General features: G+C 66.0%; 17 protein-coding genes. 16 read left to right on the plus strand and 1 reads right to left on the minus strand.

Features of this window, described 5'->3' with window-relative positions:
• Positions 1–312: 312 nt before the first annotated feature.
• From rplJ to M1248_RS21960, 8 genes are all read left to right on the plus strand, one after another.
• Positions 313–885, plus strand: a complete 573-nt coding sequence (gene rplJ / locus M1248_RS21925; RefSeq protein WP_317149718.1) for a 50S ribosomal protein L10 — start codon at positions 313–315, stop codon at positions 883–885.
• A 44-nt stretch (positions 886–929) separates the two neighbouring features.
• A complete protein-coding gene (rplL, locus tag M1248_RS21930; RefSeq protein WP_163735298.1) occupies positions 930–1,322 on the plus strand; it encodes a 50S ribosomal protein L7/L12 in 393 nt (130 codons plus the stop codon).
• A 128-nt stretch (positions 1,323–1,450) separates the two neighbouring features.
• Positions 1,451–1,978 carry a DUF4333 domain-containing protein gene (locus M1248_RS21935; protein ID WP_317149719.1) on the plus strand — a complete coding sequence of 176 codons (528 nt, stop codon included), beginning with the start codon at positions 1,451–1,453 and terminating at the stop codon, positions 1,976–1,978.
• A gap of 294 nt (positions 1,979–2,272) precedes the next feature.
• Positions 2,273–3,382 carry an ABC transporter ATP-binding protein gene (locus M1248_RS21940; RefSeq protein ID WP_163735301.1) on the plus strand — a complete coding sequence of 370 codons (1,110 nt, stop codon included), beginning with the start codon at positions 2,273–2,275 and terminating at the stop codon, positions 3,380–3,382.
• A gap of 68 nt (positions 3,383–3,450) precedes the next feature.
• Complete coding sequence (locus M1248_RS21945) at positions 3,451–5,652, plus strand: molybdopterin-dependent oxidoreductase (RefSeq protein ID WP_317149720.1); 2,202 nt, start codon at positions 3,451–3,453, stop codon at positions 5,650–5,652.
• Between the two features lie 111 nt (positions 5,653–5,763).
• On the plus strand, positions 5,764–7,593 hold the full coding sequence (locus tag M1248_RS21950; protein ID WP_317149721.1) for an alpha/beta hydrolase: 1,830 nt from the start codon (positions 5,764–5,766) through the stop codon (positions 7,591–7,593).
• A gap of 410 nt (positions 7,594–8,003) precedes the next feature.
• Complete coding sequence (locus tag M1248_RS21955; protein WP_410506715.1) at positions 8,004–11,486, plus strand: DNA-directed RNA polymerase subunit beta; 3,483 nt, start codon at positions 8,004–8,006, stop codon at positions 11,484–11,486.
• A 66-nt stretch (positions 11,487–11,552) separates the two neighbouring features.
• Positions 11,553–15,503, plus strand: coding sequence for a DNA-directed RNA polymerase subunit beta' (locus tag M1248_RS21960; protein ID WP_163735315.1), 3,951 nt, complete (start codon positions 11,553–11,555; stop codon positions 15,501–15,503).
• A gap of 126 nt (positions 15,504–15,629) precedes the next feature.
• Here M1248_RS21960 and M1248_RS21965 read toward each other — a convergent pair whose 3' ends face one another.
• Positions 15,630–16,256 (minus strand): maleylpyruvate isomerase family mycothiol-dependent enzyme, encoded by a 627-nt coding sequence (locus tag M1248_RS21965; protein ID WP_317149723.1) that lies wholly within the window; start codon positions 16,254–16,256, stop codon positions 15,630–15,632.
• 50 nt (positions 16,257–16,306) lie between these two features.
• On the opposite strand from M1248_RS21965, the gene M1248_RS21970 reads away from it, so the two are divergent.
• The 8 genes from M1248_RS21970 (at position 16,307) to M1248_RS22005 (ending at position 24,303) form a co-directional block, all read left to right on the plus strand.
• Positions 16,307–17,383: a hypothetical protein gene (locus M1248_RS21970; protein ID WP_317149724.1), complete on the plus strand. Its 1,077-nt coding sequence runs from the start codon at positions 16,307–16,309 to the stop codon at positions 17,381–17,383.
• A 35-nt stretch (positions 17,384–17,418) separates the two neighbouring features.
• A complete protein-coding gene (locus M1248_RS21975; RefSeq protein WP_163735326.1) occupies positions 17,419–18,171 on the plus strand; it encodes a deoxyribonuclease IV in 753 nt (250 codons plus the stop codon).
• A gap of 147 nt (positions 18,172–18,318) precedes the next feature.
• Positions 18,319–19,428: a phosphatase PAP2 family protein gene (locus tag M1248_RS21980; RefSeq protein ID WP_410506716.1), complete on the plus strand. Its 1,110-nt coding sequence runs from the start codon at positions 18,319–18,321 to the stop codon at positions 19,426–19,428.
• A 12-nt stretch (positions 19,429–19,440) separates the two neighbouring features.
• The gene (locus tag M1248_RS21985; protein WP_317149725.1) at positions 19,441–20,193 is read left to right on the plus strand and encodes an alpha/beta fold hydrolase; all 753 of its coding nucleotides are present in this window, start codon (positions 19,441–19,443) and stop codon (positions 20,191–20,193) included.
• A gap of 54 nt (positions 20,194–20,247) precedes the next feature.
• Positions 20,248–21,876 (plus strand): acyl-CoA dehydrogenase family protein, encoded by a 1,629-nt coding sequence (locus M1248_RS21990; RefSeq protein ID WP_317149726.1) that lies wholly within the window; start codon positions 20,248–20,250, stop codon positions 21,874–21,876.
• Positions 21,873–22,811, plus strand: a complete 939-nt coding sequence (locus M1248_RS21995; protein WP_163735339.1) for a crotonase/enoyl-CoA hydratase family protein — start codon at positions 21,873–21,875, stop codon at positions 22,809–22,811. Before M1248_RS21990 ends, M1248_RS21995 begins: the two co-directional genes overlap by 4 nt.
• Positions 22,812–22,813: 2 nt before the next feature.
• Positions 22,814–23,542: a PaaX family transcriptional regulator C-terminal domain-containing protein gene (locus M1248_RS22000; protein ID WP_317149727.1), complete on the plus strand. Its 729-nt coding sequence runs from the start codon at positions 22,814–22,816 to the stop codon at positions 23,540–23,542.
• Positions 23,539–24,303 (plus strand): crotonase/enoyl-CoA hydratase family protein, encoded by a 765-nt coding sequence (locus M1248_RS22005; RefSeq protein ID WP_317149728.1) that lies wholly within the window; start codon positions 23,539–23,541, stop codon positions 24,301–24,303. Before M1248_RS22000 ends, M1248_RS22005 begins: the two co-directional genes overlap by 4 nt.
• Positions 24,304–24,312 lie beyond the last annotated feature (9 nt).

Here is a 24,312-nt window from a genome sequence, read left to right on the forward strand (position 1 = left end):
CGCAAAATGTACGCAGAATGCGGCGTGTCGCTGTGCAGACACGGGCGCTCGCCGGAAGGGGTTGGCCGCGCGGCGGGGCTGCGGGCCGTTTTGGCTGATCGGCGGGTTGTCGGCTATTCTTGGCGGCGTTCTACCGAAGACCGTTGGTCACCGAGAAATCGGTTGAAGGTCCGGCTTTGCCCGGCGGCCCACGCAGGAGGACGAGGCTAGTGCAGTTTCTGTGCGCCCCGACCTGTCTGCGTCGGGGCGTTCGTCATTTCCGGACATGATTCCTTCTCGGCTGCTGCGGTCCCCATCTACGAGGAGGCATGCATGGCCAAGGCTGAAAAGGCCACCGCGGTTGCCGACATCGCTGAGCAGTTCAAGGACTCGACGGCGACGCTCGTCACCGAGTACCGCGGGCTGACGGTTGCCAACCTCAAAGACCTGCGCCGTTCGCTCGGTGAATCCGCTACCTACACAGTCGCCAAGAACACGCTGGTCAAGCGTGCCGCGGCGGAAGCGGGCATCGAGGGCCTCGACGAGCTTTTCGTCGGACCCACCGCGATCGCGTTCGTCAAGGGTGAAGCCGTCGACGCTGCCAAGGCGATCAAGAAGTTCGCCAAGGACAACAAGGCGCTCGTGATCAAGGGCGGCTACATGGACGGCCGCGCCCTGAGCGTTTCCGAGGTCGAGAAGATCGCCGACCTGGAATCGCGCGAGATTCTGCTGGCCAAGCTGGCCGGCGCGATGAAGGCGAATCTGTCCAAGGCCGCTGGCCTGTTCACCGCACAGCAGTCGCAGGCAGCCCGGTTGTTCGCGGCGCTGCAAGAGAAGAAGGCCGCCGAGGCGCCCGCCGAGGCGCCATCCGAAAGCCCGGCAGCGTCCGACGACGCCGCTGAATAACCCACCACCAATCCAGTACCTAGGTAAGTAAGAAAGGGACCATCATGGCCAAGCTGTCCACCGACGACCTGCTCGACGCGTTCAAGGAACTGACGCTGCTCGAGCTCTCTGAGTTCGTCAAGAAGTTCGAGGAGACCTTCGAGGTCACCGCCGCCGCTCCGGTCGCCGTCGCGGCTGCCGGCCCCGCCGCCGGTGGTGCACCGGCCGAGGCCGCCGAGGAGCAGTCGGAGTTCGACGTCATCCTCGAGGGTGCCGGCGACAAGAAGATCGGCGTCATCAAGGTCGTCCGCGAGATCGTCTCGGGCCTGGGCCTCAAGGAGGCCAAGGACCTCGTCGACAGCGCTCCCAAGCCGCTGCTCGAGAAGGTCGCCAAGGAGGCCGCCGAGGAAGCCAAGACCAAGCTCGAGGCTGCCGGCGCGACGGTCACCGTCAAGTAGTTCGAACCGTACGAGCCGCCCGGGATCAGCACGATCCCGGGCGGTTTGTCGTATGTGGAGTTGCCGGACACGTGCGCGAACCCGGTCGTACGCCTGTCGCACGCGTCAGTTACGCCTATCGTGAATTCGTGATTGTCGCCGTGCCACGTGTCGCAGTTGCCGCCATCGCAGCACCGATGTTGTTCCTGACGGCGTGCAATTTCTCTTTTTCCGCCGGCGGTCCCGATTACGACAAGCTGGAGAAGTCCATCTCCGACGAGCTCAAGGGCACCTATTCGGAGATCACTCCGAATGCTCCGAAAGTGACATGCCCACGAGACCAGCCGGACCCCGAGAAGGGTGACACCTTCATCTGCACCGCAGAAGTGGAAGGCGAACCGGTCCGGGTCGAGGTCAAGGTGGCCGACGACGACGGAAACGTCGACTTCACCACGCTGGACGTGGTCTACGACATGGCTCGCACAGGGCGGCTGCTTGGCGAGGACATCGAATCGAAGATGGGCTTCCCGGTCACGGTGCAATGCGGTAGCGGTGTCAAAATCGTCCCCATCGGCGACAGTTTCACCTGTACGGCGGTCGACGAGAATTCCGTCGAAAAGACCGTCGAAGTGACGGCAGTCGAAATCGGCAAGGACAACTGGCGGATCATCGACTAGGCGGGTGACTCCCTCGACCCGGCGCCGAGCTATTCGCCATCGCCACGCCGCGCCAGGAAACAAGCAAGATGACACCGATTCCGCAAACGTCGCGAAGATGGTTGCCCGCGCCTTCGGAGGGGTCCGTCGCGCCCCCCGGCCGCACCCAGTTTGACGTGCAAGTTAATTCCAATCGGGAGCATCCGCGGTATCGGACGTGACACATCGCCAGTGCTCGCTAACGGCGTACGCTACAGTGACTCAAGCCACAGGCGGGAGCCCTGTGGCCTGCGACATTGGCGGAAGGATCCCCGCGTGGGCATTGGAATTCAGGTCGAGGGGCTTACCAAGTCCTTCGGGCCCCAGCGAATCTGGGAAGACGTCACGCTAGAGGTTCCGGCAGGCGAGGTCAGCGTTCTGCTGGGCCCGTCCGGTACCGGCAAGTCGGTGTTCCTGAAGTCGCTGATCGGGCTGCTGCGACCCGAGCGCGGCAAGATCATCGTCGACGGCACGAACATCATCGAGTGCACGGCCAAGGAGCTCTACGAGATCCGCACCCTGTTCGGTGTCATGTTCCAGGACGGTGCCCTCTTCGGCTCGATGAGCCTGTACGACAACACCGCTTTCCCCTTGCGTGAGCACACCAAGAAGAAGGAAAGCGAAATCCGCAACATCGTCATGGAGAAGCTCGACCTCGTCGGTCTGGGCGGTGACGAGAACAAGTTCCCCGGTGAGATCTCCGGTGGTATGCGCAAGCGTGCCGGCCTGGCGCGCTCGCTGGTGCTCGACCCGCAGATCATCCTCTGCGACGAGCCGGACTCCGGTCTGGACCCCGTTCGTACCGCGTACCTGTCCCAGCTGCTCATCGACATCAACGCGCAGATCGACTGCACGATCCTGATCGTGACGCACAACATCAACATCGCGCGGACCGTGCCGGACAACATGGGCATGCTCTTCCGCAAGAAGCTGGTGATGTTTGGTCCGCGCGAGGTGCTGCTGACCTCCGACGAGCCGGTGGTGCGCCAGTTCCTCAACGGCCGCCGTATCGGGCCGATCGGTATGTCGGAGGAGAAGGACGAGTCGACGATGGCCGAGGAGCAGGCCATGTTCGACGCCGGCCACCACGACGGTGGCGTCGAGGAGATCGAGGGTGTGCCGCCGCAGATCCAGGCAACCCCGGGTATGCCGGAACGTCAGGCCGTGGCCCGTCGCCAGGCCCGCGTCCGCGAAATCCTGCACACGCTGCCACCGGCAGCGCAGGAGGCCATCCGCGACGATCTCGAAGGCACCCACAAGTACCAGGCGCACGAGTTCGCGACTCAGGAAGCCTCGCCGCGGGGTCGCCACGATGACGACGCTCCGACGGGTGTCATCCCGACCGTCGACAGCCCGACGGTCGAGACCAGGACCGTCGAGAGGTAGCAAGCCGGTGGCCGTCGATGAGCGCTTGCGCGAAGTGGGGGTCCCCCCAGCCGAAGGTTAGGGGGAGCATGACCACCGAGCGAAAGGCTCACGTTCAAAAAGTCACGTTCTGCCGGATCTGCGAGCCGCTGTGCGGCATGATCGCGACCGTCGAGGATGGCCGCCTCACCGCGTTGCGTCCCGACAAGGACCATCCGGTTTCGGCGGGTTTCGCGTGCCAGAAGGGTGTCGCGTTCACCGAGATCGTCAACGATCCCGACCGAGTCACCGAACCGCTGCGTCGCACGGGCAGCGGCGGATGGGAACCCGTCAGCTGGGACGAGGCGATGTCCGACATCGCCTCCCGGCTGACCGACATTCATCGCAGGCACGGATCCGGCGCCGTCGGCTGGTACTACGGCAACCCGGGCGCGTTCAGCTACAGCCACACGTTGAGCCTGGCCAGCCTCATGTTCGGATTCGGTCCGAAAATGCACGTGTTCACCGCGGGCAGCCAGGACGTCAACAACCGGTTCGTGGCGAGCCAGCTGCTGTACGGCACGCCGCTGGCGCTGCCGGTGCCCGACGTCCTTCGCGCCGATCTGCTCGTCGTGATCGGCGCCAATCCCGTTGTGTCGCACGGCAGTGTGCTCACCCTGCCGCGGATCAAGGACCGCATGCACGACATCGTCAAGCGCGGCGGCCGCGTCGTCGTCGTCGACCCACGCAAGACCGAAACCGCCGCACAGTTCGAATGGCTGGGCATCATTCCCGACGGCGACGCGTACCTGCTCCTGTCACTGCTGCAGGTGATGTTCGGCGAGAACCTCGTAGACCGGACCCGGCTGGCCCGCCAAGCCGACGGCGACGGCTGGCTCGAGCAGCTCGCCCGGCCGTTCAGCCCGGAGGCGACCGCGGTGCGCACCGGCATCGACCCCGATACCGTGCGGACGCTGGCCCGCGACCTGGTCCGCACCGAACGCGCTGCGGTGTACGGACGGGTCGGCACAAGCATCGGCGAAAACGGCACGCTCACAACGTATTTGCTCGATGCGGTCAACTTGGTGGCGGGCAATCTCGACGTCGCGGGCGGTAGCATGTTCGGCCGCATCGGGCTGCCCGGCGAGCGGTGGCTGGGCATGGCGGGCGGTGCGCTGTTGCGCACGGTCTACTCCCGCAGGCGCTCGCGCATCGGCGGATTCCCCTCGGTGCTCGGATCAGAGCCCGCCGGCGTGATGGCCAAGGAGATCACCACGCCGGGACGCGGTCAGGTGAAGGCGTTGCTCGTCAGCGCGGGCAACCCGGTGCTATCGGTGCCCAACGGCGACGAGTTGGAAGCAGCGCTGGAGTCCCTGGACCTGATGGTGGGCATCGATCTGTACGTCAACGAGACGCTCGCGCACTGCGACTACGTGCTGCCCGCCGCGTCGATGTACGAGCGCGACGACTTTCCGCTGCCGTTCCAGACGTTGCAGCCGACACCGTTCCGTCAGGCCACCGAGCCCGTGATCGCCCCGATGGGCCAGGCGCGCCCAGAGTGGGAGATCATCGACGATCTCTCTTCGCGGCTAGGGCGCCGAACGGCCGGGTTTGCGATGCTGGCCGCTACTCGAAAGATGTTGTCGCTGTTCGGGGTTCGACTGACTCCGCGCGCGCTGGTCGACGCCGTCATCCGGCTGGGGGAGGCCGGTGACCGGTTCGGGCTGCGACGCGGTGGACTGTCCTTCGCCCGGCTGACCGCAGAACATCCCCACGGCTTCGTGCTGGCGCCGAACCTGCGTGAGGGCGTGCTCGGGGACACCGTCGTGTACCGCGGCAGACGGGTGAGGCTGCGGCACGACGAGATCGCCGCCGAGGTCGCCAAGCTCGCGCGCCGCGAAGCCCCCGAGGCTTATCCGATGCGGCTGATCGGCATGCGTGAGGCCCGCTCCGAGAACTCGTGGCTGCACAACGCCCCGCTGCTGATGCGCGGCGAACGAATCCAGCATGCCCGCATTCACGTCGACGACGCGGCGGCGGCCGACATCGCCGACGGCGACGTCGTGCGCATCGCGTCGCAGCACGGCGAGATCGAGGTGCCCGTCATCGTCACCAAGGACATCGTCGCCGGGGTCGTGGCGGTGCCGCACGGGTGGGGACACAAGGGCACCGCCGGTTGGCGGTTGGCCAACCGTGCCGGCGGAGCGAACGTCAACGAACTGATGTCCAGCAACCCCGAGGACATCGAGGCGCTGGCCGGAATGGCACGCCTGACCGGCGTGCCGATCCGCGTCGAGCGGGCCTCCTCGTAGCACGATTTTCAGGAGCAGAGCAAACACCTATATATTGACGGGATCGTGGAATCTGCCGTGCAAGCTGACTATGCGCGCTATCTTTCACGCGATCAGCGAACAGGAGAAGTCATGGTCGACCGGTTCTGGGTGTGGTTGGGCACGGGTGTCGTCACCGCAGGTATCTCAGCGGCGTTGCTGGCTGGGGCGGGTGTGGCAACGGCAACCGAAGGCGACTCCGCAGACGGCGGCGGCACGAAAACTTCAGAATCATCGGATCCTGGCGGAAACAAGAACGACCCGGGCGCGGGAGTGACCCCGGGGATCGGTCTGAAGGACGACGGGGACCAGAAAGGCGACGTCCCTGCGGGCCAGCAGCCGAACGTCGGCGACGTTGAGACCGACGACAACATCACGGACGAGCTCACGGATGACCTCAAGGACGAGGAACTCAAAGACGAGGACGTCAAGGACGAGGACGTCAAGGACGAGCTGATCGACGAGAGCATCCCTGACGCAGACGGAGACGCCGGCGAAATCGTCGACACCGTCGAGCAGCCCGATCTCGGCGACGCCGGGCGTTCGAACGACGGCCAAGACGAATCACAATCGGCGAACCTGGACCAGACGTTGGTCGACGATCTTGACGTCTCGTTGAACTCCGAACTCGACGATGTCGAGAGAAACGCCCTGTTCGGTACCAAATCCCAGTCGGGCGAGGAACACGCACTTGTCCCGTTGACAACCGAGTTCGAAGAACTGACCAAGCAGACGGAGATCCCCGAGTTCGCTCCGGTGGCGTTCTCGGCCCCTGCCGCCGCGGAGATCAACTCCATCGCCGCCGCGAGACCGTTGAACATCGTGTTGGACGTGATCGGCACGATCGTCTTCGGTCTGTACGGGTTCGTCACCCGGTTGATCGGCGGCCCGCCGGTTCTTCCGCCCAACAGCACCGTGACGGTGTACAGCTCGAGGCTGCGGATCGACTGCGGATGCGCACCCGGCGAAGGGGAGGAAGTCCCCGTCGACTGGTACATCCCGGAGAACCCCGATCCGGACCGAATCATCTACCTGCAGCACGGGTTCCTGGCCGCCGGTCCGTGGTACAGCTACACCGCCGCGACGCTGGCAGAACAGACGAACAGCATCGTCGTCGCACCGTCGATCACGTCGAACTTCCTGGCGTACGACCAGTGCTGGCTCGGCGGGGCGCCCATGCACCAGGCCATGGCCGGCCTGTTCGATCCGAACAACACGGCGCTCGAGGAGAGTCTTGGGGCGACCCCTTACGAGGGGGAGCTCAAGTGGAAGAAGGTGGTCCTGATGGGCCATTCGCTCGGCGGCGGCGCGGTGTCCGGTATCGCCGGCTACATGACCGATGCCGAAATCGATGATCGATTGGCCGGCGTGGTGTTGTTGGACGGCGTGGGGTTGAACGGCCAGATGGTCAGCGACCTCCAGAAGGTCGACTCGGGCATCCCGATCTATCAGCTGGCTGCGCCGAAGTACATGTGGAACATGTTCGGCAGCGGCACCGATGCGTTGATTGCGGCGCGACCCGACGCCCCGTTCTACGGCGTGACGTTGGCCGGCGGCTCCCACGTGGACACGATGCGGGGCGGCAACTTCCTCATCCAATTCTCGCAGCAACTCGTGGCGGGCTTCTCGACGCCGCAGAACGTCTCGGCGGCCGAGATTTTGATGGTCGGGTGGGTCAACGACATGTTCGACGGCGATCGGGCCGAAGGCATCTACCTCGACAGCGGTGAAACCCGTACGATCGACACGCCGGCGGGCCAGGCCACCCTCGTCGACCTGCCGAATTCGCTGCGTAGGCCGTACCTGCTCAACTTCCTCGAGCCGTTGATGGCGATGAGCGGTGGTCTCTTCACTCTCCAGCCGGGATGCCTGCGCGAGCCGACCTCGACGGCCGCCGGCTGCGCGGGATCCGTCGCCGCCTGAGGTTGATTTCGATGCGCCGCAAACTGCGTCTCAACGCAAAACTCCACACCAAACACCGCGTTATCTCTTGACGGAAACGCTCCGAGGGGTCAATCTGTTGGGCAGAATGTGTGTGAGGGTTCAGGACGCCAGCCAGCGCCCAGTGGCTTTTGCATGCAGATGTTGAGGAATACGCCGTCCTGCGGTACTGTTGGACGTTGCGCTGGCTGCATCCTGCCCTCCTAAACCTGGCTCTTGACGCCTCCTAGCCTGAGTCCGCTCAGTGACCTAGTCGTGTGTCGTGCGTCCGGTGGCTTTGGGCTTGAGAAAGCCAGCCGAACCGACGCAGATATCGCGATTACGAAGGAAGCGGCGCTCAAGCCCCTTTGAGGCCCTCCGGACAGTCGCATGAGGTGCTGGAAGGATGCATCTTGGCAGGGTCCCGCCAATCCAAGTCAGCAGTAGAAACCAACTCCGTACCAGGAGCACCAAACAGAATTTCCTTTGCAAAGCTCCGTGAACCGCTCGAGGTTCCGGGGCTACTTGACGTACAGACCGATTCTTTCGAGTGGCTGATCGGCTCGGAGCGTTGGAAGGAAAACGCCAAGCTCCGCGGCGACGCCGTCGATCCGGTCGGTGGCCTCGAAGAGGTGCTCACCGAGCTCTCGCCGATCGAGGACTTCTCGGGCTCCATGTCGCTGTCCTTCTCGGACCCGCGCTTCGACGAAGTCAAGGCGCCGGTCGACGAGTGCAAAGACAAGGACATGACGTACGCGGCCCCGCTGTTCGTCACGGCCGAGTTCATCAACAACAACACCGGTGAGATCAAGAGCCAGACGGTCTTCATGGGTGACTTCCCGATGATGACCGAAAAGGGCACCTTCATCATCAACGGCACCGAGCGTGTCGTGGTGTCCCAGCTCGTCCGGTCGCCGGGTGTGTACTTCGACGAGAGCATCGACAAGTCCACCGAGAAGACGCTGCACAGCGTCAAGGTGATCCCGGGCCGTGGCGCCTGGCTCGAGTTCGATGTCGACAAGCGCGACACCGTCGGTGTGCGCATCGACCGCAAGCGCCGTCAGCCGGTCACCGTGCTGCTCAAGGCGCTCGGCTGGACCAACGAGCAGATCGTGGAGCGCTTCGGCTTCTCCGAGATCATGATGGGCACGCTGGAGAAGGACAACACCGCGGGCACCGACGAGGCCCTGTTGGACATCTACCGCAAGCTGCGCCCGGGCGAGCCGCCGACCAAGGAGTCCGCGCAGACCCTGCTGGAGAACCTGTTCTTCAAGGAGAAGCGCTACGACCTGGCCCGCGTCGGCCGCTACAAGGTGAACAAGAAGCTGGGCCTCAATGTCGGCCAGCCGATCACCAGCTCGACGCTGACCGAAGAGGACGTCGTCGCCACCATCGAGTACCTGGTCCGCCTGCATCAGGGTGACCAGACGATGACGGCGCCCGGCGGCTCCGAGGTGCCGGTCGAGGTCGACGACATCGACCACTTCGGCAACCGTCGCCTGCGCACCGTCGGCGAGCTGATCCAGAACCAGATCCGGGTGGGCCTGTCCCGCATGGAGCGTGTCGTTCGCGAGCGGATGACGACTCAGGACGTCGAGGCGATCACGCCGCAGACCCTGATCAACATCCGTCCCGTCGTGGCGGCCATCAAGGAGTTCTTCGGCACCAGCCAGCTCTCCCAGTTCATGGACCAGAACAACCCGTTGTCGGGTCTGACCCACAAGCGCCGCCTGTCGGCGCTGGGCCCCGGCGGTCTGTCCCGTGAGCGCGCCGGCCTCGAGGTTCGCGACGTGCACTCGAGCCACTACGGCCGCATGTGCCCGATCGAGACACCGGAAGGCCCGAACATCGGCCTGATCGGTTCGCTGTCGGTGTACGCGCGGGTGAACCCGTTCGGCTTCATCGAGACGCCGTACCGCAAGGTCAACGACGGTGTGGTCAGCGACGACATCGAGTACCTGACCGCCGACGAAGAGGACCGCCACGTCGTGGCGCAGGCCAACTCGCCGACCGACGCGAAGGGCCGCTTCGAGGAGGATCGCGTCCTGGTTCGCCGGAAGGGCGGCGAGGTCGAGTTCGTGTCGGCCAGCGAGGTCGACTACATGGACGTCTCGCCGCGCCAGATGGTGTCGGTCGCGACGGCCATGATCCCGTTCCTCGAGCACGACGACGCCAACCGCGCCCTGATGGGTGCCAACATGCAGCGCCAGGCGGTTCCGCTGGTGCGCAGCGAGGCGCCGCTGGTCGGTACCGGCATGGAGTTGCGTGCCGCGATCGACGCCGGTGACGTCGTCGTCGCCGACAAGGCGGGCCTCATCGAGGAGGTCTCCGCCGACTACATCACCGTGATGGCCGACGACGGCACCCGGCACACCTACCGGATGCGCAAGTTCGCGCGGTCCAACCACGGCACCTGCGCCAACCAGCGCCCGATCGTCGATGCCGGCGACCGGGTCGAGAGCGGCCAGGTGATCGCCGACGGTCCCTGCACCGAGAACGGCGAGATGGCACTCGGCAAGAACCTGCTCGTTGCGGTCATGCCGTGGGAAGGCCACAACTACGAGGACGCGATCATCCTCTCCAACCGCCTGGTCGAAGAGGACGTGCTCACCTCGATCCACATCGAGGAGCACGAGATCGATGCCCGCGACACCAAGCTGGGCGCCGAGGAGATCACCCGGGACATCCCGAACGTCTCCGATGAGGTGCTGGCCGACCTCGACGAGCGCGGGATCGTCCGCATCGGCGCCGAGGTCCGCGACGGCGACATCCTGGTCGGCAAGGTCACGCCGAAGGGCGAGACCGAGCTGACCCCGGAAGAGCGACTGCTTCGCGCGATCTTCGGTGAGAAGGCGCGCGAGGTCCGCGACACGTCGCTCAAGGTGCCGCACGGTGAGTCCGGCAAGGTCATCGGCATCCGCGTGTTCTCCCGCGAGGATGACGACGAGCTGCCCGCCGGCGTCAACGAGTTGGTCCGCGTGTACGTCGCGCAGAAGCGCAAGATCTCCGACGGCGACAAGCTGGCCGGACGCCACGGCAACAAGGGCGTCATCGGCAAGATCCTGGCCGTCGAGGACATGCCCTTCCTGCCCGACGGCACTCCCGTCGACATCATCCTGAACACACACGGTGTGCCGCGACGGATGAACATCGGCCAGATCCTGGAAACCCACCTCGGGTGGGTGGCCAAGGCCGGCTGGAAGATCAACGGGTCACCGGACTGGGCGGCCAGCCTGCCCAAGGAGCTGTTGGAGGCCGAGCCGGGCAGCATCGTCTCGACGCCGGTGTTCGACGGCGCTCAGGAAGGCGAGCTGCAGGGTCTGCTGAGCTCGACGCTGCCCAACCGCGACGGCGTCACGCTCGTCGATCAGGACGGCAAGGCCGAGTTGTTCGACGGCCGCAGTGGTGAACCGTTCCCGTACCCGGTGACGGTCGGCTACATGTACATCCTGAAGCTGCACCACTTGGTGGACGACAAGATCCACGCCCGCTCCACCGGTCCGTACTCGATGATCACCCAGCAGCCGCTGGGCGGTAAGGCGCAGTTCGGTGGTCAGCGGTTCGGCGAGATGGAGTGCTGGGCCATGCAGGCCTACGGCGCGGCGTACACGCTTCAGGAGCTCTTGACGATCAAGTCCGACGACACCGTCGGCCGCGTCAAGGTCTACGAGGCGATCGTCAAGGGCGAGAACATCCCCGAGCCGGGCATCCCCGAGTCGTTCAAGGTGCTTCTCAAGGAACTGCAGTCGCTGTGCCTCAACGTCGAGGTGTTGTCTTCTGACGGTGCGGCGATCGAGATGCGTGACGGTGACGACGAGGACCTGGAGCGCGCAGCTGCGAACCTGGGAATCAACCTGTCGCGCAACGAATCCGCGTCCGTAGAAGATCTAGCCTGATTCGCGGCACCGCCGCGGGCACTAAGTGTTATTGGCTACAAATCCCGCAAGGGGAAAGGGAGTTACGTGCTAGACGTCAACTTCTTCGATGAACTCCGCATCGGTCTTGCCACCGCGGACGACATCCGTAACTGGTCCTTCGGCGAGGTCAAGAAGCCGGAGACCATCAACTACCGCACGCTCAAGCCAGAGAAGGACGGCCTGTTCTGCGAGAAGATCTTCGGACCGACTCGCGACTGGGAGTGCTACTGCGGCAAGTACAAGCGTGTCCGCTTCAAGGGCATCATCTGCGAGCGCTGCGGCGTCGAGGTCACTCGCGCCAAGGTGCGCCGTGAGCGGATGGGCCACATCGAGCTGGCCGCGCCCGTCACGCACATCTGGTACTTCAAGGGTGTGCCGAGCCGGCTCGGGTACCTGCTCGACCTGGCGCCCAAGGATCTCGAGAAGATCATCTACTTCGCGGCCTACGTGATCACGGCCGTCGACGACGAGATGCGGCACAACGAGCTGTCCACGCTCGAGGCCGAGATGGTCGTCGAGAAGAAGGCCGTCGAGGATCAGCGCGACGCCGACCTGGAGGCCCGGGCGCAGAAGCTCGAGGCCGACATGAAGGAGCTCGAGGACGAGGGCGCCAAGTCCGACGTCAAGCGCAAGGTGCGTGACGGTGGCGAGCGCGAAATGCGTCAGCTCCGTGACCGCGCCCAGCGTGAGCTGGACCGGCTCGACGAGATCTGGACCACCTTCACCAAGCTGGCTCCCAAGCAGCTCATCGTCGACGAGGTGCTCTACCGCGAGCTCATCGATCGCTACGGCGAGTACTTCACCGGCGCCATGGGCGCGGAGGCGATCAAGAAGCTCATCGAGACCTTCGACATCGACGCCGAGGCCGAGGAGCTGCGCGAGGTCATCCGTAGTGGCAAGGGCCAGAAGAAGCTTCGCGCGCTGAAGCGTCTCAAGGTCGTCGCGGCGTTCCAGTCCAACAGCAACTCGCCGCTGGGCATGGTGCTCGACGCGGTTCCGGTGATCCCGCCGGAGCTGCGCCCCATGGTGCAGCTCGACGGTGGCCGCTTCGCGACGTCGGACCTCAATGACCTGTACCGCCGCGTCATCAACCGCAACAACCGGTTGAAGCGACTCATCGATCTCGGCGCACCCGAGATCATCGTCAACAACGAGAAGCGCATGCTTCAGGAGTCGGTGGACGCGCTGTTCGACAACGGCCGCCGCGGCCGTCCGGTCACCGGACCGGGCAACCGTCCGCTCAAGTCGCTGTCCGATCTGCTCAAGGGCAAGCAGGGCCGGTTCCGTCAGAACCTGCTCGGCAAGCGCGTCGACTACTCGGGCCGTTCGGTCATCGTGGTGGGCCCGCAGCTGAAGCTGCACCAGTGTGGTCTGCCGAAGCTGATGGCACTCGAGCTGTTCAAGCCGTTCGTGATGAAGCGTCTGGTCGACCTGAACCACGCGCAGAACATCAAGAGCGCCAAGCGCATGGTCGAGCGTCAGCGTCCCCAGGTGTGGGATGTCCTCGAAGAGGTCATCGGTGAGCACCCGGTGCTGCTGAACCGCGCACCGACGCTGCACCGTCTCGGCATCCAGGCTTTCGAGCCGCAGCTGGTGGAGGGCAAGGCAATTCAGCTGCACCCGCTGGTGTGTGAGGCGTTCAACGCAGACTTCGACGGTGACCAGATGGCCGTGCACCTTCCGCTGTCCGCGGAGGCGCAGGCCGAGGCGCGCATCCTGATGCTGTCGTCGAACAACATCCTGTCGCCGGCGTCGGGCCGCCCCCTGGCCATGCCGCGACTGGACATGGTGACGGGTCTGTACTTCCTGACCACCATGATCGAGGGCGACACCGGCGAGCATCAGTCGTCGGCAAAGGACAAGGCCGAGTTCGGTGTGTACAGCTCACCGGCCGAGGCCATCATGGCGATGGACCGCGGCTCACTGTCGGTCCGCGCCAACATCCGCGTGCGGCTGACCCAGCTGCGTCCGCCGGCCGATATCGAAGCCGAACTCTTCGAGGACGGCTGGAAGCCGGGCGACGCCTGGACGGCCGACACCACGCTGGGCCGGGTGCTGTTCAACGAATTGCTCCCGACTGCGTATCCGTTCGTCAACGAGCAGATGCACAAGAAGGTGCAGGCGCGGATCGTCAACGATCTGGCCGAGCGCTACCCGATGATCGTCGTCGCGCAGACGGTGGACAAGCTCAAGGACGCCGGCTTCTACTGGGCCACCCGTTCGGGTGTCACCGTGTCAATGGCCGACGTGCTGGTGCCGCCGCAGAAGCAGGAGATCCTGGAGCGTCACGAGCTCGAGGCCGACCGGATCGAGAAGCAGTACCAGCGCGGCGCGCTCAACCACGACGAGCGCAACGAAGCGTTGGTGAAGATCTGGCAGGACGCCACCGAAGAGGTCGGTAAGGCTCTGGAGGCCTACTACCCCGAGGACAACCCGATCATCACGATCGTGAAGTCCGGCGCCACGGGCAACCTGACCCAGACCCGCACGCTTGCGGGCATGAAGGGTCTGGTGACCAACCCGAAGGGTGAGTTCATCCCGCGGCCGATCAAGTCCTCGTTCCGTGAGGGCCTGACGGTGCTGGAGTACTTCATCAACACCCACGGCGCCCGAAAGGGTCTGGCGGACACCGCTCTTCGTACCGCCGACTCGGGTTACCTGACCCGTCGTCTGGTCGACGTGTCGCAGGACGTCATCGTTCGCGAGACGGACTGCGAGACCGAGCGTGGCGTCAACATCACGCTGGCCGAGATGCAGGACAAGACGCTGGTCCGTGATCAGCACATCGAGACGTCCGCCTACGCGCGGACGCTGGCCACCGACGCCGTCGACGCCAAGGGCAACGTGATCGTCGAGCGCGGTCACGACCTGGGCGACCCGGCGATCGAGGCTCTGCTGGCCGCGGGTGTCACCGAGGTGAAGGTCCGCTCCGTGCTGACCTGTGCGACGGGCACCGGCGTGTGTGCGATGTGCTACGGCCGCTCGATGGCGACGGGCAAGCTGGTCGACATCGGCGAGGCGGTCGGCATCGTGGCCGCTCAGTCCATCGGTGAGCCCGGAACGCAGCTGACCATGCGTACGTTCCACCAGGGCGGCGTCTCCGGCGGCAGCGACATCGTCGGTGGTCTGCCTCGTGTGCAGGAGCTGTTCGAGGCCCGCATCCCGCGTGACAAGGCGCCTATTGCCGACGTCACCGGGCGCGTGCAACTCGAAGAGGGCGAGCGCTTCTACAAGATCACCATCATCCCGGATGACGGTGGCGAAGAAGTGGTGTACGACAAGCTGTCTCGTCGTCAGCGCCTGAAGGTCTTCAAGCACGACGACGGCACCGAGCGGTTGCTGTCCGACGGCGACCACGTCGAGGTGGGCCAGCAGCTGATGGAAGGCTCCGCTGACCCGCACGAGGTGCTTCGTGTCCAGGGCCCCCGCGAGGTGCAGATCCACCTCGTCAAGGAGGTCCAGGAGGTCTACCGCGCTCAGGGCGTGTCGATCCACGACAAGCACATCGAGGTCATCGTCCGGCAGATGCTGCGTCGCGTCACGATCATCGATTCGGGTGCGACGGAGTTCCTGCCCGGCTCGCTGACCGAGCGTGGCGAGTTCGAGACCGAGAACCGTCGGGTGGTCGCCGAGGGCGGCGAGCCCGCGGCGGGTCGTCCGGTGCTGATGGGTATCACGAAGGCATCGCTGGCCACGGATTCGTGGCTGTCGGCGGCGTCGTTCCAGGAGACCACTCGCGTGCTCACCGATGCGGCGATCAACTGCCGCAGCGACAAGCTGCAGGGTCTGAAGGAAAACGTGATCATCGGCAAGCTGATCCCGGCCGGTACCGGCATCAACCGGTACCGCAACATCCAGGTGCAGCCGACCGAGGAAGCTCGGGCCGCGGCGTACACGATCCCGTCCTACGAGGATCAGTACTACAGCCCGGACTTCGGTCAGGCGACCGGTGCCGCAGTGCCGTTGGACGACTACGGGTACAGCGACTACCGCTAAGTCACTACGGAAAAGCCCCCGCCATGTGCGGGGGCTTTTTCGTGCGACTCCTCCGCGCGAACGTGGGTTACCCGCACGGTTTGCGCCCATTTCGCGTGACACAAGCCCACACTCGACGCGGTGTTCCTATGACGCTGAAGTGAGCGTCGCGATACCCGGACCGTCGAGCTCGCGCGCAGCCACCCGTCTGCCGGAGACCGTCAGCAGGAGCGCCAGCGCGGATCCGGCCACCTCGGGACCGTCGCCGATGATGACGTCCGCATCTGTCGCGACCAGCCGCACACCGGCGACGAGTTCTTTGGCGCCACCGAAAGCCGTTGAGGTACGGACCTGTTGGCGCAGCGACCGGACAACCGCGTCCTGCGCATAGGTGTGGGTGATGCCCAGCGGCCGACGGATGTCCTCGCCGTGCACGACCTCTTCGACGAGCCGGGTGTCCAGCGGCGCGATCGGGATCGACGTCCGCGTCGCCACCGCGCGCAACCGCTGCAATGTCTCCGCGGGTGTACCGCCGCGTGCGCGCTGGATGCCGCGGGTGTTCTGCCGGTCGAAGTCGAACCCCGCGCGAACCATGTCGACGGCGAAGCCGAGCCGGGTCGAGCGCGCGACGTCAACCAGATGGGCCGCCACGTCGTGCACCGTCCACCCGGCGCAGAGGGAGGGCTGCTCCCACGCGGTGTCGTCGAGGCGAGCGAGATCGTCGATCATGGCCGCACGCTCGGCATGCACCAGCGGCCAGACGTCATTGCGCATAACCGGGTAGACCAGGGGCGCGGACGGAACTCATCGGCCACACTCGATGGATGACGACTTGGTTCCGGCTGCCGCTGATTGCGCGCGCCGCGGCCATCGGCGTCGGCTGGCTCGCTTACTTCGGCCTCATCCTGCGTCTCCTCCCGGCTGACAGCGTTCGGATGTCCGTGCCCGTCGGTGTGGCGTGCGTCTTGGGATCGGTCGTCACCGCGGTCGCGGATCACCGCATCCACAGCAAGTTCGGCACCGTCGAATGCATCACGGAGTACCGCCGCGCGCTTCGGACCGGCAAGCTCCCCAAGGGCGCCGACGTCGACGAGTGGGCGCGCTGGCTGCACGGCAGCGAGATGGCCAACGGCGCGGCGGCGCTGTGCGTCCTGCCATTCGTGGTGCTCGGCTTGTTCACCGGCATGGGCAGCGAGTCGCCGTACCGCTGGCTTCCCGTCGCGCTGTTCGCCCTGACTTTGGGATGGGGCGTCGTCGTGGTGGTGCGTCGGGGCGCGGGGATCAAACAACTGAGCGCCGCCATCGAACGCCGCGGCGAGCCGACCACCCCACCGGCCGCCGCCGCCCCCAGGACGTTGATGACGGAGGGCGTGTTCGAGTCCTCGCCGGCCGGCCGACTGACCTCGGGCTTTCTCATGTGGTTCGCCGGGGCGTTTCTGGTGATGCTGATCGTCGACCTCGGCACCCTCGTCTTCGGCGGGCCGTGGATCATGCCCCTTCCGATCGCCGCCGGTGTCGCGGCGCTGGTCGGCCTGGCGTGGGCACTGCTCGGCGAGGACCGCGACCTGCGCCGCAACTTCGCGTCGTACGACCAGTACGTCGAATACCACCGGACGCTGAGGACCAGCGAGATGCCCGCCGCGATCGAGCCTGAATTGTGGCGCAGGCGGCTCACGAGTTCACGCAGGGAGAACTGGGTCAGGGCGGTACTCGCCGCCTTCCTCATCGTGCTCGGGATCGCGGCGATCGTGACCGGCCGAAATGGATATCACTGGGTGATCGCCTCGCTGTGCGAGCTCTTGGCGATCTGGTTGTTGATCAATTGGTGGGGTGCGCGCGAGCGGCTCAGGCGGTTGGCGCAGGCGGTCGATCGGCAAGCGATCCGCCAGACGTGGGGGTGAGTCGCGCTGTCGGCCCACGCGCCTAAACTCGTGGCGTGCTTATTGGTTCGCATGTTCACGGAGACGACCCCCTGGCCGACGCGGCGGCCGACGGTGCCGACGTGGTGCAGTTCTTCCTCGGCAATCCGCAGAGCTGGAAGAAGCCCAAACCCCGTGAGGACGCCGACGTGCTCAAGGCGGCCAGCATGCCGCTGTACGTCCACGCGCCGTACTTGATCAACGTGGCTTCGGCCAACAATCGGGTGCGCATCCCGTCGCGCAAGATCCTGCAGGACACCTGCGATGCCGCATCGGAGATCAATGCGACGGCGGTGATCGTGCACGGTGGCCACGCCGACGACAAAGACTACGAGGCCGGCTTCGAACGCTGGGTCAAGGCGCTGGACTACCTCGAGACCGATGTGCCGGTCTACCTGGAGAACACCGCGGGGGGTGAGCACGCGATGGCCCGGCACTTCGACGTCATCGGGCGGCTGTGGGACCGCATCGGCGATACCGGCATCGGGTTCTGTCTGGACACCTGCCACGCCTGGGCGGCGGGTGAAGAGCTGATCGACGCCGTCGCCCGCATCAAGGCGCTCACCGGCCGCATCGACCTGGTGCATTGCAACGACTCCCGTGACGCCGCAGGGTCGGGCGCCGACCGGCACGCCAATTTCGGCACCGGTCAGATCGACCCGCAGTTGCTTGTCGCGGTGGTCGGCGCCGCCGACGCCCCGGTCATCTGTGAGACTGCCGACGCGGGGCGCAAGGACGACATCGCGTTCCTGCGCGAACACCTGGGCTGACCAGCGCCGTAAGGCCCAACGGGAGTGGTCCGGGCGCCACGGTGGCATAACGAAAACGTGATTCAAATTTCGGGTGGACGGCCGGTTAACTAGGCTCTCGACGAAACAGGCGGTACCGATCGCCGACCGGCATGCGAGGGGCTGTTTGTGTCCGCCATTGACGAGTCGTCAATTGCGCCGCCGCGCGCCTTGGACACGATCGAGCCCACTCCGGGGCCGGATCGATCCCGATGGCTGCGGATCACGCGCTGGGTCGCCGTCGCGATCTGGGCGGCGGCCGTCATCTATCGCACCGCAACCGACGGCTTCGCGTTCAACCGCGAACTGGTGCTGCTTTACGTGTGCACGGGCCTGGCGGCCGCCAGCATCGGTCAGGGCCGCCGCATGCTCTACATCATCCGGGACTGGCTGCCGTTCGCCTTGGTGCTCATCGCCTACGACCTGAGCAGGGGAGCGGCCGACATGATCGGCCGGCCGACGCTATGGGAATGGCCCGCCGACGTCGACCGCTGGCTGTTCGCCGGGACGATGCCGACGGTGTGGCTGCAGGAGCAGCTGAAGCTCCCCGAGCCGCCCTGGTGGGAAGTGGTAATCAGCAGCGTCTACATGTCCTTCTTCATCCTTCCCTACGTGGTCGCCGCGGTGCTCTGGCTGCGGGATCGCGAGGAATGGAAGTCATTCGTCAAGCTGTTCGTCGGGCTCAATGTCGTTGGGCTGGCGATTTACGCGACGCTGCCGGCCGCACCGCCGTGGGCAGCCGCCCGCTGCACCGCGGCCGACGTCACCGGCGGCCCCGCCAACCCGCGGTGCATGTTCAGATCGGCGCGCGGTGTGCCCGACGGTGGTGTGCTCGGGGCAATGCAGTCCACGCAGGATGGCGCGAACAACTGGATCGAAAGGATCGTCGGGCGCGGGTGGGGCAACCTGAACCTGCACTCGGCGACGGCGCTGCTCGACCAAGGTCAGGCCAGCGTCAACCTCGTCGCGGCCATTCCGTCCCTGCACGCGGGCATGACCGCGGCGGTGGCGATGTTCCTGTGGAACCGGGTGCACCGCGGGTGGCGGCCGGTGCTGGTGATCTATCCGCTGATCATGGCGTTCACGCTGGTGTACACCGCCGAGCACTACGTGATCGACATCCTGCTGGGCTGGGTGCTGGCCGTGGTGATGATCCTTCTGCTCAACCGCCACGAGGCGCGGCGGGCGCGCCGACGGCCGGCTGAGGAGAATCTTTCGAGCCCGGTGCCCGATCCGTGATCTGATCCGTGCATGGCTGTCGAGTCGCGCGGCTTCCGGATCGACTACACCGTGGACGGCGACGGACCCCCTCTGCTGCTGATCGCCGGGACGTTGTGCGCGGCACGGCACTGGCGCGACTTCGGATACGCCGCGGCTCTCGCGCGGGAATGGCGTGTCATCAATGTCGATCCGCTCGGGCATGGGGCCAGCGACACCCCGCGCGACGCGGACGCCTACGACGCCGCGGGGGTGACGGCCGACCTTGTCGCGGTTCTCGATGCCGAGGGGATCGACCGCGTCACCGCCTGGGGGTATTCGCGCGGCGGATGGCTGGCCTGCAACCTCGCCAGCCGCCACCCCGACCGGGTGAACCACGTTGTGGTCGCCGCCTACGCGATGCATGCCCACGAAGAGGAAGCCGACAGGCTGTTGCGCCCGCTGGCGAATTTCTTGCGGCGCGGCGATTGGTCGGCCTTGTGGCGCGCGCTCGGTGTCACCGATCTCGGCCTCCAGAAGATGTTCGAGGCAGGCAACGACCCGTACGCGGTGGCGGCCGCGATCGAGGGCTCTCTGCGTCCCACGCGGTACATCAACCCCGTGACGGTTGGCTGCCCTGCCACGTATTACGTGGGATCCGAGGACTGGATCGTGCCGCACGTGCGTGCTGACGCAGAGGCTCTTCATGCGAGCGTCGACGTGATCGCCGGTCAGGGGCACCTCGGGTCGTTCTTCTCGTCCGCCGAGCAGGCGCTCAAGGTTGTCGCATCGCGCCTCAATCGCTGAACAGTAGATATTACGACTCTTGTTCGACTGTCGGAAAAGTGTAATATCGGCGGCATGTCAGACACGCACGTCGTCACCAATCAGGTTCCGCCGCTGGAGGACTACAACCCGGCCACCTCCCCGGTGCTCACCGAGGCGCTGATCCGCGAGGGGGGCGAGTGGGGCCTCGACGAGGTGACCGATCTCGGTGCGCTCTCGGGTTCGAAGCAGGCGCAGCGCGCCGGTGAGCTCGCGGACCGCAACCAGCCGATCCTGCGCACGCACGACCGGTTCGGCCACCGGATCGACGAGGTCGAGTACGACCCCGCCTACCACGAGCTGATGACGACGGCGATCGGCCACGGTCTGCATGCCGCGCCCTGGGCCGACGAGCGCGCCGGTGCCCACGTCGTGCGCGCCGCCAAGACGTCGGTGTGGACGCCCGAACCCGGCCACATCTGCCCGATCTCGATGACGTACGCCGTCGTGCCCGCGCTGCGCAACAACGCCGAACTCGCCAAGCTCTACGAGCCGCTGCTGACCAGCCGCCATTACGACCCCGAGCTGAAGGTGCCGACGACGAAAGCCGGTATCACCGCAGGCATGTCGATGACCGAGAAGCAGGGCGGTTCCGATGTGCGCGCGGGCACGACGCAGGCAACCCGGAACGCCGACGGAAGCTACAGCCTGACGGGCCACAAGTGGTTCACCTCGGCGCCGATGTGCGACGTCTTCCTCGTTCTCGCGCAAGCGCCGAAGGGTCTGTCCTGCTTCTTCCTGCCGCGCATTCTGCCCGACGGCAGCCGCAACCGGATGTTGCTGCAGCGCCTCAAGGACAAGCTCGGCAACCACGCAAACGCCTCGAGTGAAGTCGAATACGACGGCGCCACCGCATGGCTTGTCGGCGAGGAAGGCCGCGGCGTGCCCACCATCATCGAGATGGTGAACCTCACCCGGCTGGACTGCACACTGGGCAGCGCGACGAGTATGCGCAGTGGCCTGGCCCGCGCAATACACCATGCTCAGCACCGAAAGGCGTTCGGCGAGTACCTGATCGACCAGCCGCTGATGCGCAACGTGCTGGCCGACCTTGCGGTCGAGGCCGAGGCGGCGACCATCCTTGCGATGCGCATGGCCGGTGCCACCGATGCCGCGGTGCGCGGTGACGAGCGGGAGACGCTGCTGCGCCGCATCGGCCTGGCGGCGGGCAAGTACTGGGTGTGCAAGCGGGCCACCCCGCACGCCGCCGAAGCGATGGAATGCCTTGGCGGCAACGGCTACGTCGAGGAGTCCGGGATGCCCAGGCTGTACCGCGAGGCCCCGCTGATGGGAATCTGGGAGGGGTCGGGCAACGTCAGCGCGCTGGACACGTTGCGCGCCATGGCAACCCGACCGGAGTGCGTCGACGTGCTGTTCGACGAGCTGTCCCGCACGGCGGGCCAGGATCGACGCCTGGATGCCCACGTCGACCGGCTACGGCCCGAGCTGGGGGATCTCGAGACAATCCAGTACCGCGCCCGCAAGGTCGCCGAGGACATCAGCCTGGCGCTGCAGGGAGCGCTGCTGGTGCGCCACGGCCATCCCGCCGTCGCCGAAGCATTCCTGGCGACGCGGCTCGGCGGGCAGTGGGGCGGCGCCTTCGGGACCATGCCCACCGGACTGGATCTCGCGCCGATCCTCGAGCGTGCTTTGGTGAAGGGATGACACACGCGATTCGGCCGGTGGATTTCGACAACCTGAAGACGATGACCTATGAGGTCACCGATCGGGTTGCCCGCATCACGTTCAACCGGCCCGAGAAGGGCAACGCGATCGTTGCGGACACACCGCTGGAGCTGTCCGCCCTCGTCGAGCGCGCGGATCTCGACCCCAACGTGCACGTGATCCTGGTTTCCGGTCGCGGCGAAGGGTTTTGCGCAGGTTTCGACCTGTCCGCATACGCCGAGGGCTCCTCGTCGGCGGGCGGCGGCAGTCCCTACAAAGACACCGTGCTGTCGGGTAAGACGCAGGCCGTCAATCATCTGCCCGATCAGCCGTGGGATCCGATGATCGACTACCAGATGATGAGCCGCTTCGTTCGCGGCTTCTCCAGCCTGCTGCACGCGGACAAGCCGACGGTCGCCAAGATCCACGGTTACTGCGTCGCGGGCGGCACCGACATCGCGCTGCACGCCGATCAGGTGATCGCAGCCGCGGATGCCAAGATCGGTTATCCGCCCACCCGGGTCTGGGGTGTCCCCGCCGCCGGCATGTGGGCCCACCGCCTCGGCGATCAGCGCGCCAAACGCCTTCTGCTGACCGGTGATTCCATCACCGGAGCCCAAGCCGCCGAATGGGGACTCGCGGTCGAGGCACCCGCACCGGAGGATCTCGACGAACGCACGGAACGGCTGGTCGAACGTATCGCCGCAGTCCCGATCAACCAGCTGATCATGGTGAAGCTCGCGATGAACTCCGCGTTGCTCAACCAGGGCACCGCCAACAGCGCGATGGTTTCGACGATCTTCGACGGCATCGCGCGGCACACCCCGGAGGGACATGCGTTCGTCGCTCAGTCCCGCGAACACGGTTTCCGGGAGGCGGTGCGCCAGCGCGACGAGCCGTTCGGCGATCATGGTCGGAAGGCGTCCGGGGTCTGACGATGCCACTGCCCTCGCGGATGACGGCCCGCTCGGTCGTGCTGAGCGTGCTTCTCGGGGCGCATCCGGCGTGGGCCACCGCGAGTGAACTCATCAGGCTCACCGCCGATTTCGACATCAAAGAACCCACCGTGCGGGTGGCGCTGACCAGGATGGTGAGCGCCGGTGACCTGGTGCGATCCGAAGACGGTTACCGGCTGTCCGACCGGCTGCTGGTCAGGCAGCGTCGCCAAGACGACGCGATCAACCCAGCGCTGCGAACGTGGGACGGCACCTGGACGACCCTGGTGATCACCAGTGTCGGCACCGATGCCCGGACTCGGGCTGCGCTGCGAACCACCCTGCAGCACAACAGGTTCGGAGAGCTTCGCGAGGGAGTGTGGTTGCGACCCGACAACCTCGACACCGTCCTTCCGGGCGAGGTCCGACAAAAGGGGAGGGAGCTACGCTGCCGCGACGACCACCCCGTCGAACTCGCCACCCGGCTGTGGGATCTGCCCGGGTGGGCACGGGTTGGCCACGAGTTGCTTGACGAAATGGGCGCGGCCGCTGATGTTCCCGGCCGTTTCGTCGCCGCGGCGGCCATGGTCCGGCACTTGCTCACCGATCCGGTGCTGCCGCCCGAGCTGCTGCCCGATGGGTGGCCGGGCGCGGCCTTGCGTGACGCGTACCACGAATTCGCCGCGGAGCTGATTTCGCGGCGCGACAACGAATTGATGGAGGCGACATGACAGGTGGCGTGCGGGTCGAGAAGAACGGTCCGGTGACGACGGTGATCATGAATCGGCCGGAGGCGCGCAACGCGGTCAACGGGCCTGCGGCCGCCGGACTGTATGCTGCATTCGACGAATTCGACAAGGACGACTCGGCCGCCGTCGCCGTGCTCTGGGGTGACAACGGAACCTTCTGTGCCGGAGCCGATCTCAAGGCGTTCGGAACCCCGGACGCCAACCCCGTGCACCGCAGCGGCCCCGGGCCGATGGGGCCGAGCCGGATGGTGCTTTCGAAGCCCGTGATTGCCGCGGTCAGTGGCCACGCCGTCGCGGGTGGTCTGGAACTGGCGCTGTGGTGCGACATGCGAGTGGTCGAACAGGACGCCATCATGGGTGTCTTCTGCCGCCGCTGGGGTGTGCCACTGATCGACGGCGGCACCGTGCGACTGCCGCGGATTGTCGGTCACAGCCGGGCCATGGATCTCATACTCACCGGACGCGCGGTCGCCGCCGACGAGGCCTTCGCCATTGGCCTGGCGAACCGCGTCGTGCCGAAAGGCGAAGCGCGCCAACGGGCCGAGGAGCTCGCGGCCGAACTCGCCGCACTACCTCAGCAGTGCATGCGCGCGGATCGCCTGTCGATGCTCCATCAGTGGGGCGAGGCGGAAGCCGACGCGATGGACTTCGAGTTCGGCAGCATGTCGAAGGTGGCCGCCGAATCACTGGAGGGCGCCGCACGATTCGCGGCGGGAGCGGGCAGGCACGGCGCGAGCGCCTAGCGGGAGAGC

This window comes from Mycobacterium sp. 29Ha (assembly GCF_032883055.1).
GTDB lineage: Bacteria > Actinomycetota > Actinomycetes > Mycobacteriales > Mycobacteriaceae > Mycobacterium > Mycobacterium gallinarum.

Bases quoted from the DNA above. Each gene is read 5' to 3' on its own strand.
- rplJ (WP_317149718.1), top strand. From the start codon at position 313: ATGGCCAAGGCTGAAAAGGCCACCGCGGTTGCCGACATCGCTGAGCAG.
- rplL (WP_163735298.1), top strand. From the start codon at position 930: ATGGCCAAGCTGTCCACCGACGACCTGCTCGACGCGTTCAAGGAACTG.
- M1248_RS21945 (WP_317149720.1), top strand. From the start codon at position 3,451: ATGACCACCGAGCGAAAGGCTCACGTTCAAAAAGTCACGTTCTGCCGG.
- M1248_RS21950 (WP_317149721.1), top strand. From the start codon at position 5,764: ATGGTCGACCGGTTCTGGGTGTGGTTGGGCACGGGTGTCGTCACCGCA.
- M1248_RS21965 (WP_317149723.1), bottom strand. From the start codon at position 16,256: ATGCGCAATGACGTCTGGCCGCTGGTGCATGCCGAGCGTGCGGCCATG.
- M1248_RS21970 (WP_317149724.1), top strand. From the start codon at position 16,307: ATGACGACTTGGTTCCGGCTGCCGCTGATTGCGCGCGCCGCGGCCATC.
- M1248_RS21985 (WP_317149725.1), top strand. From the start codon at position 19,441: ATGGCTGTCGAGTCGCGCGGCTTCCGGATCGACTACACCGTGGACGGC.
- M1248_RS21990 (WP_317149726.1), top strand. From the start codon at position 20,248: ATGTCAGACACGCACGTCGTCACCAATCAGGTTCCGCCGCTGGAGGAC.
- M1248_RS21995 (WP_163735339.1), top strand. From the start codon at position 21,873: ATGACACACGCGATTCGGCCGGTGGATTTCGACAACCTGAAGACGATG.
- M1248_RS22000 (WP_317149727.1), top strand. From the start codon at position 22,814: ATGCCACTGCCCTCGCGGATGACGGCCCGCTCGGTCGTGCTGAGCGTG.
- M1248_RS22005 (WP_317149728.1), top strand. From the start codon at position 23,539: ATGACAGGTGGCGTGCGGGTCGAGAAGAACGGTCCGGTGACGACGGTG.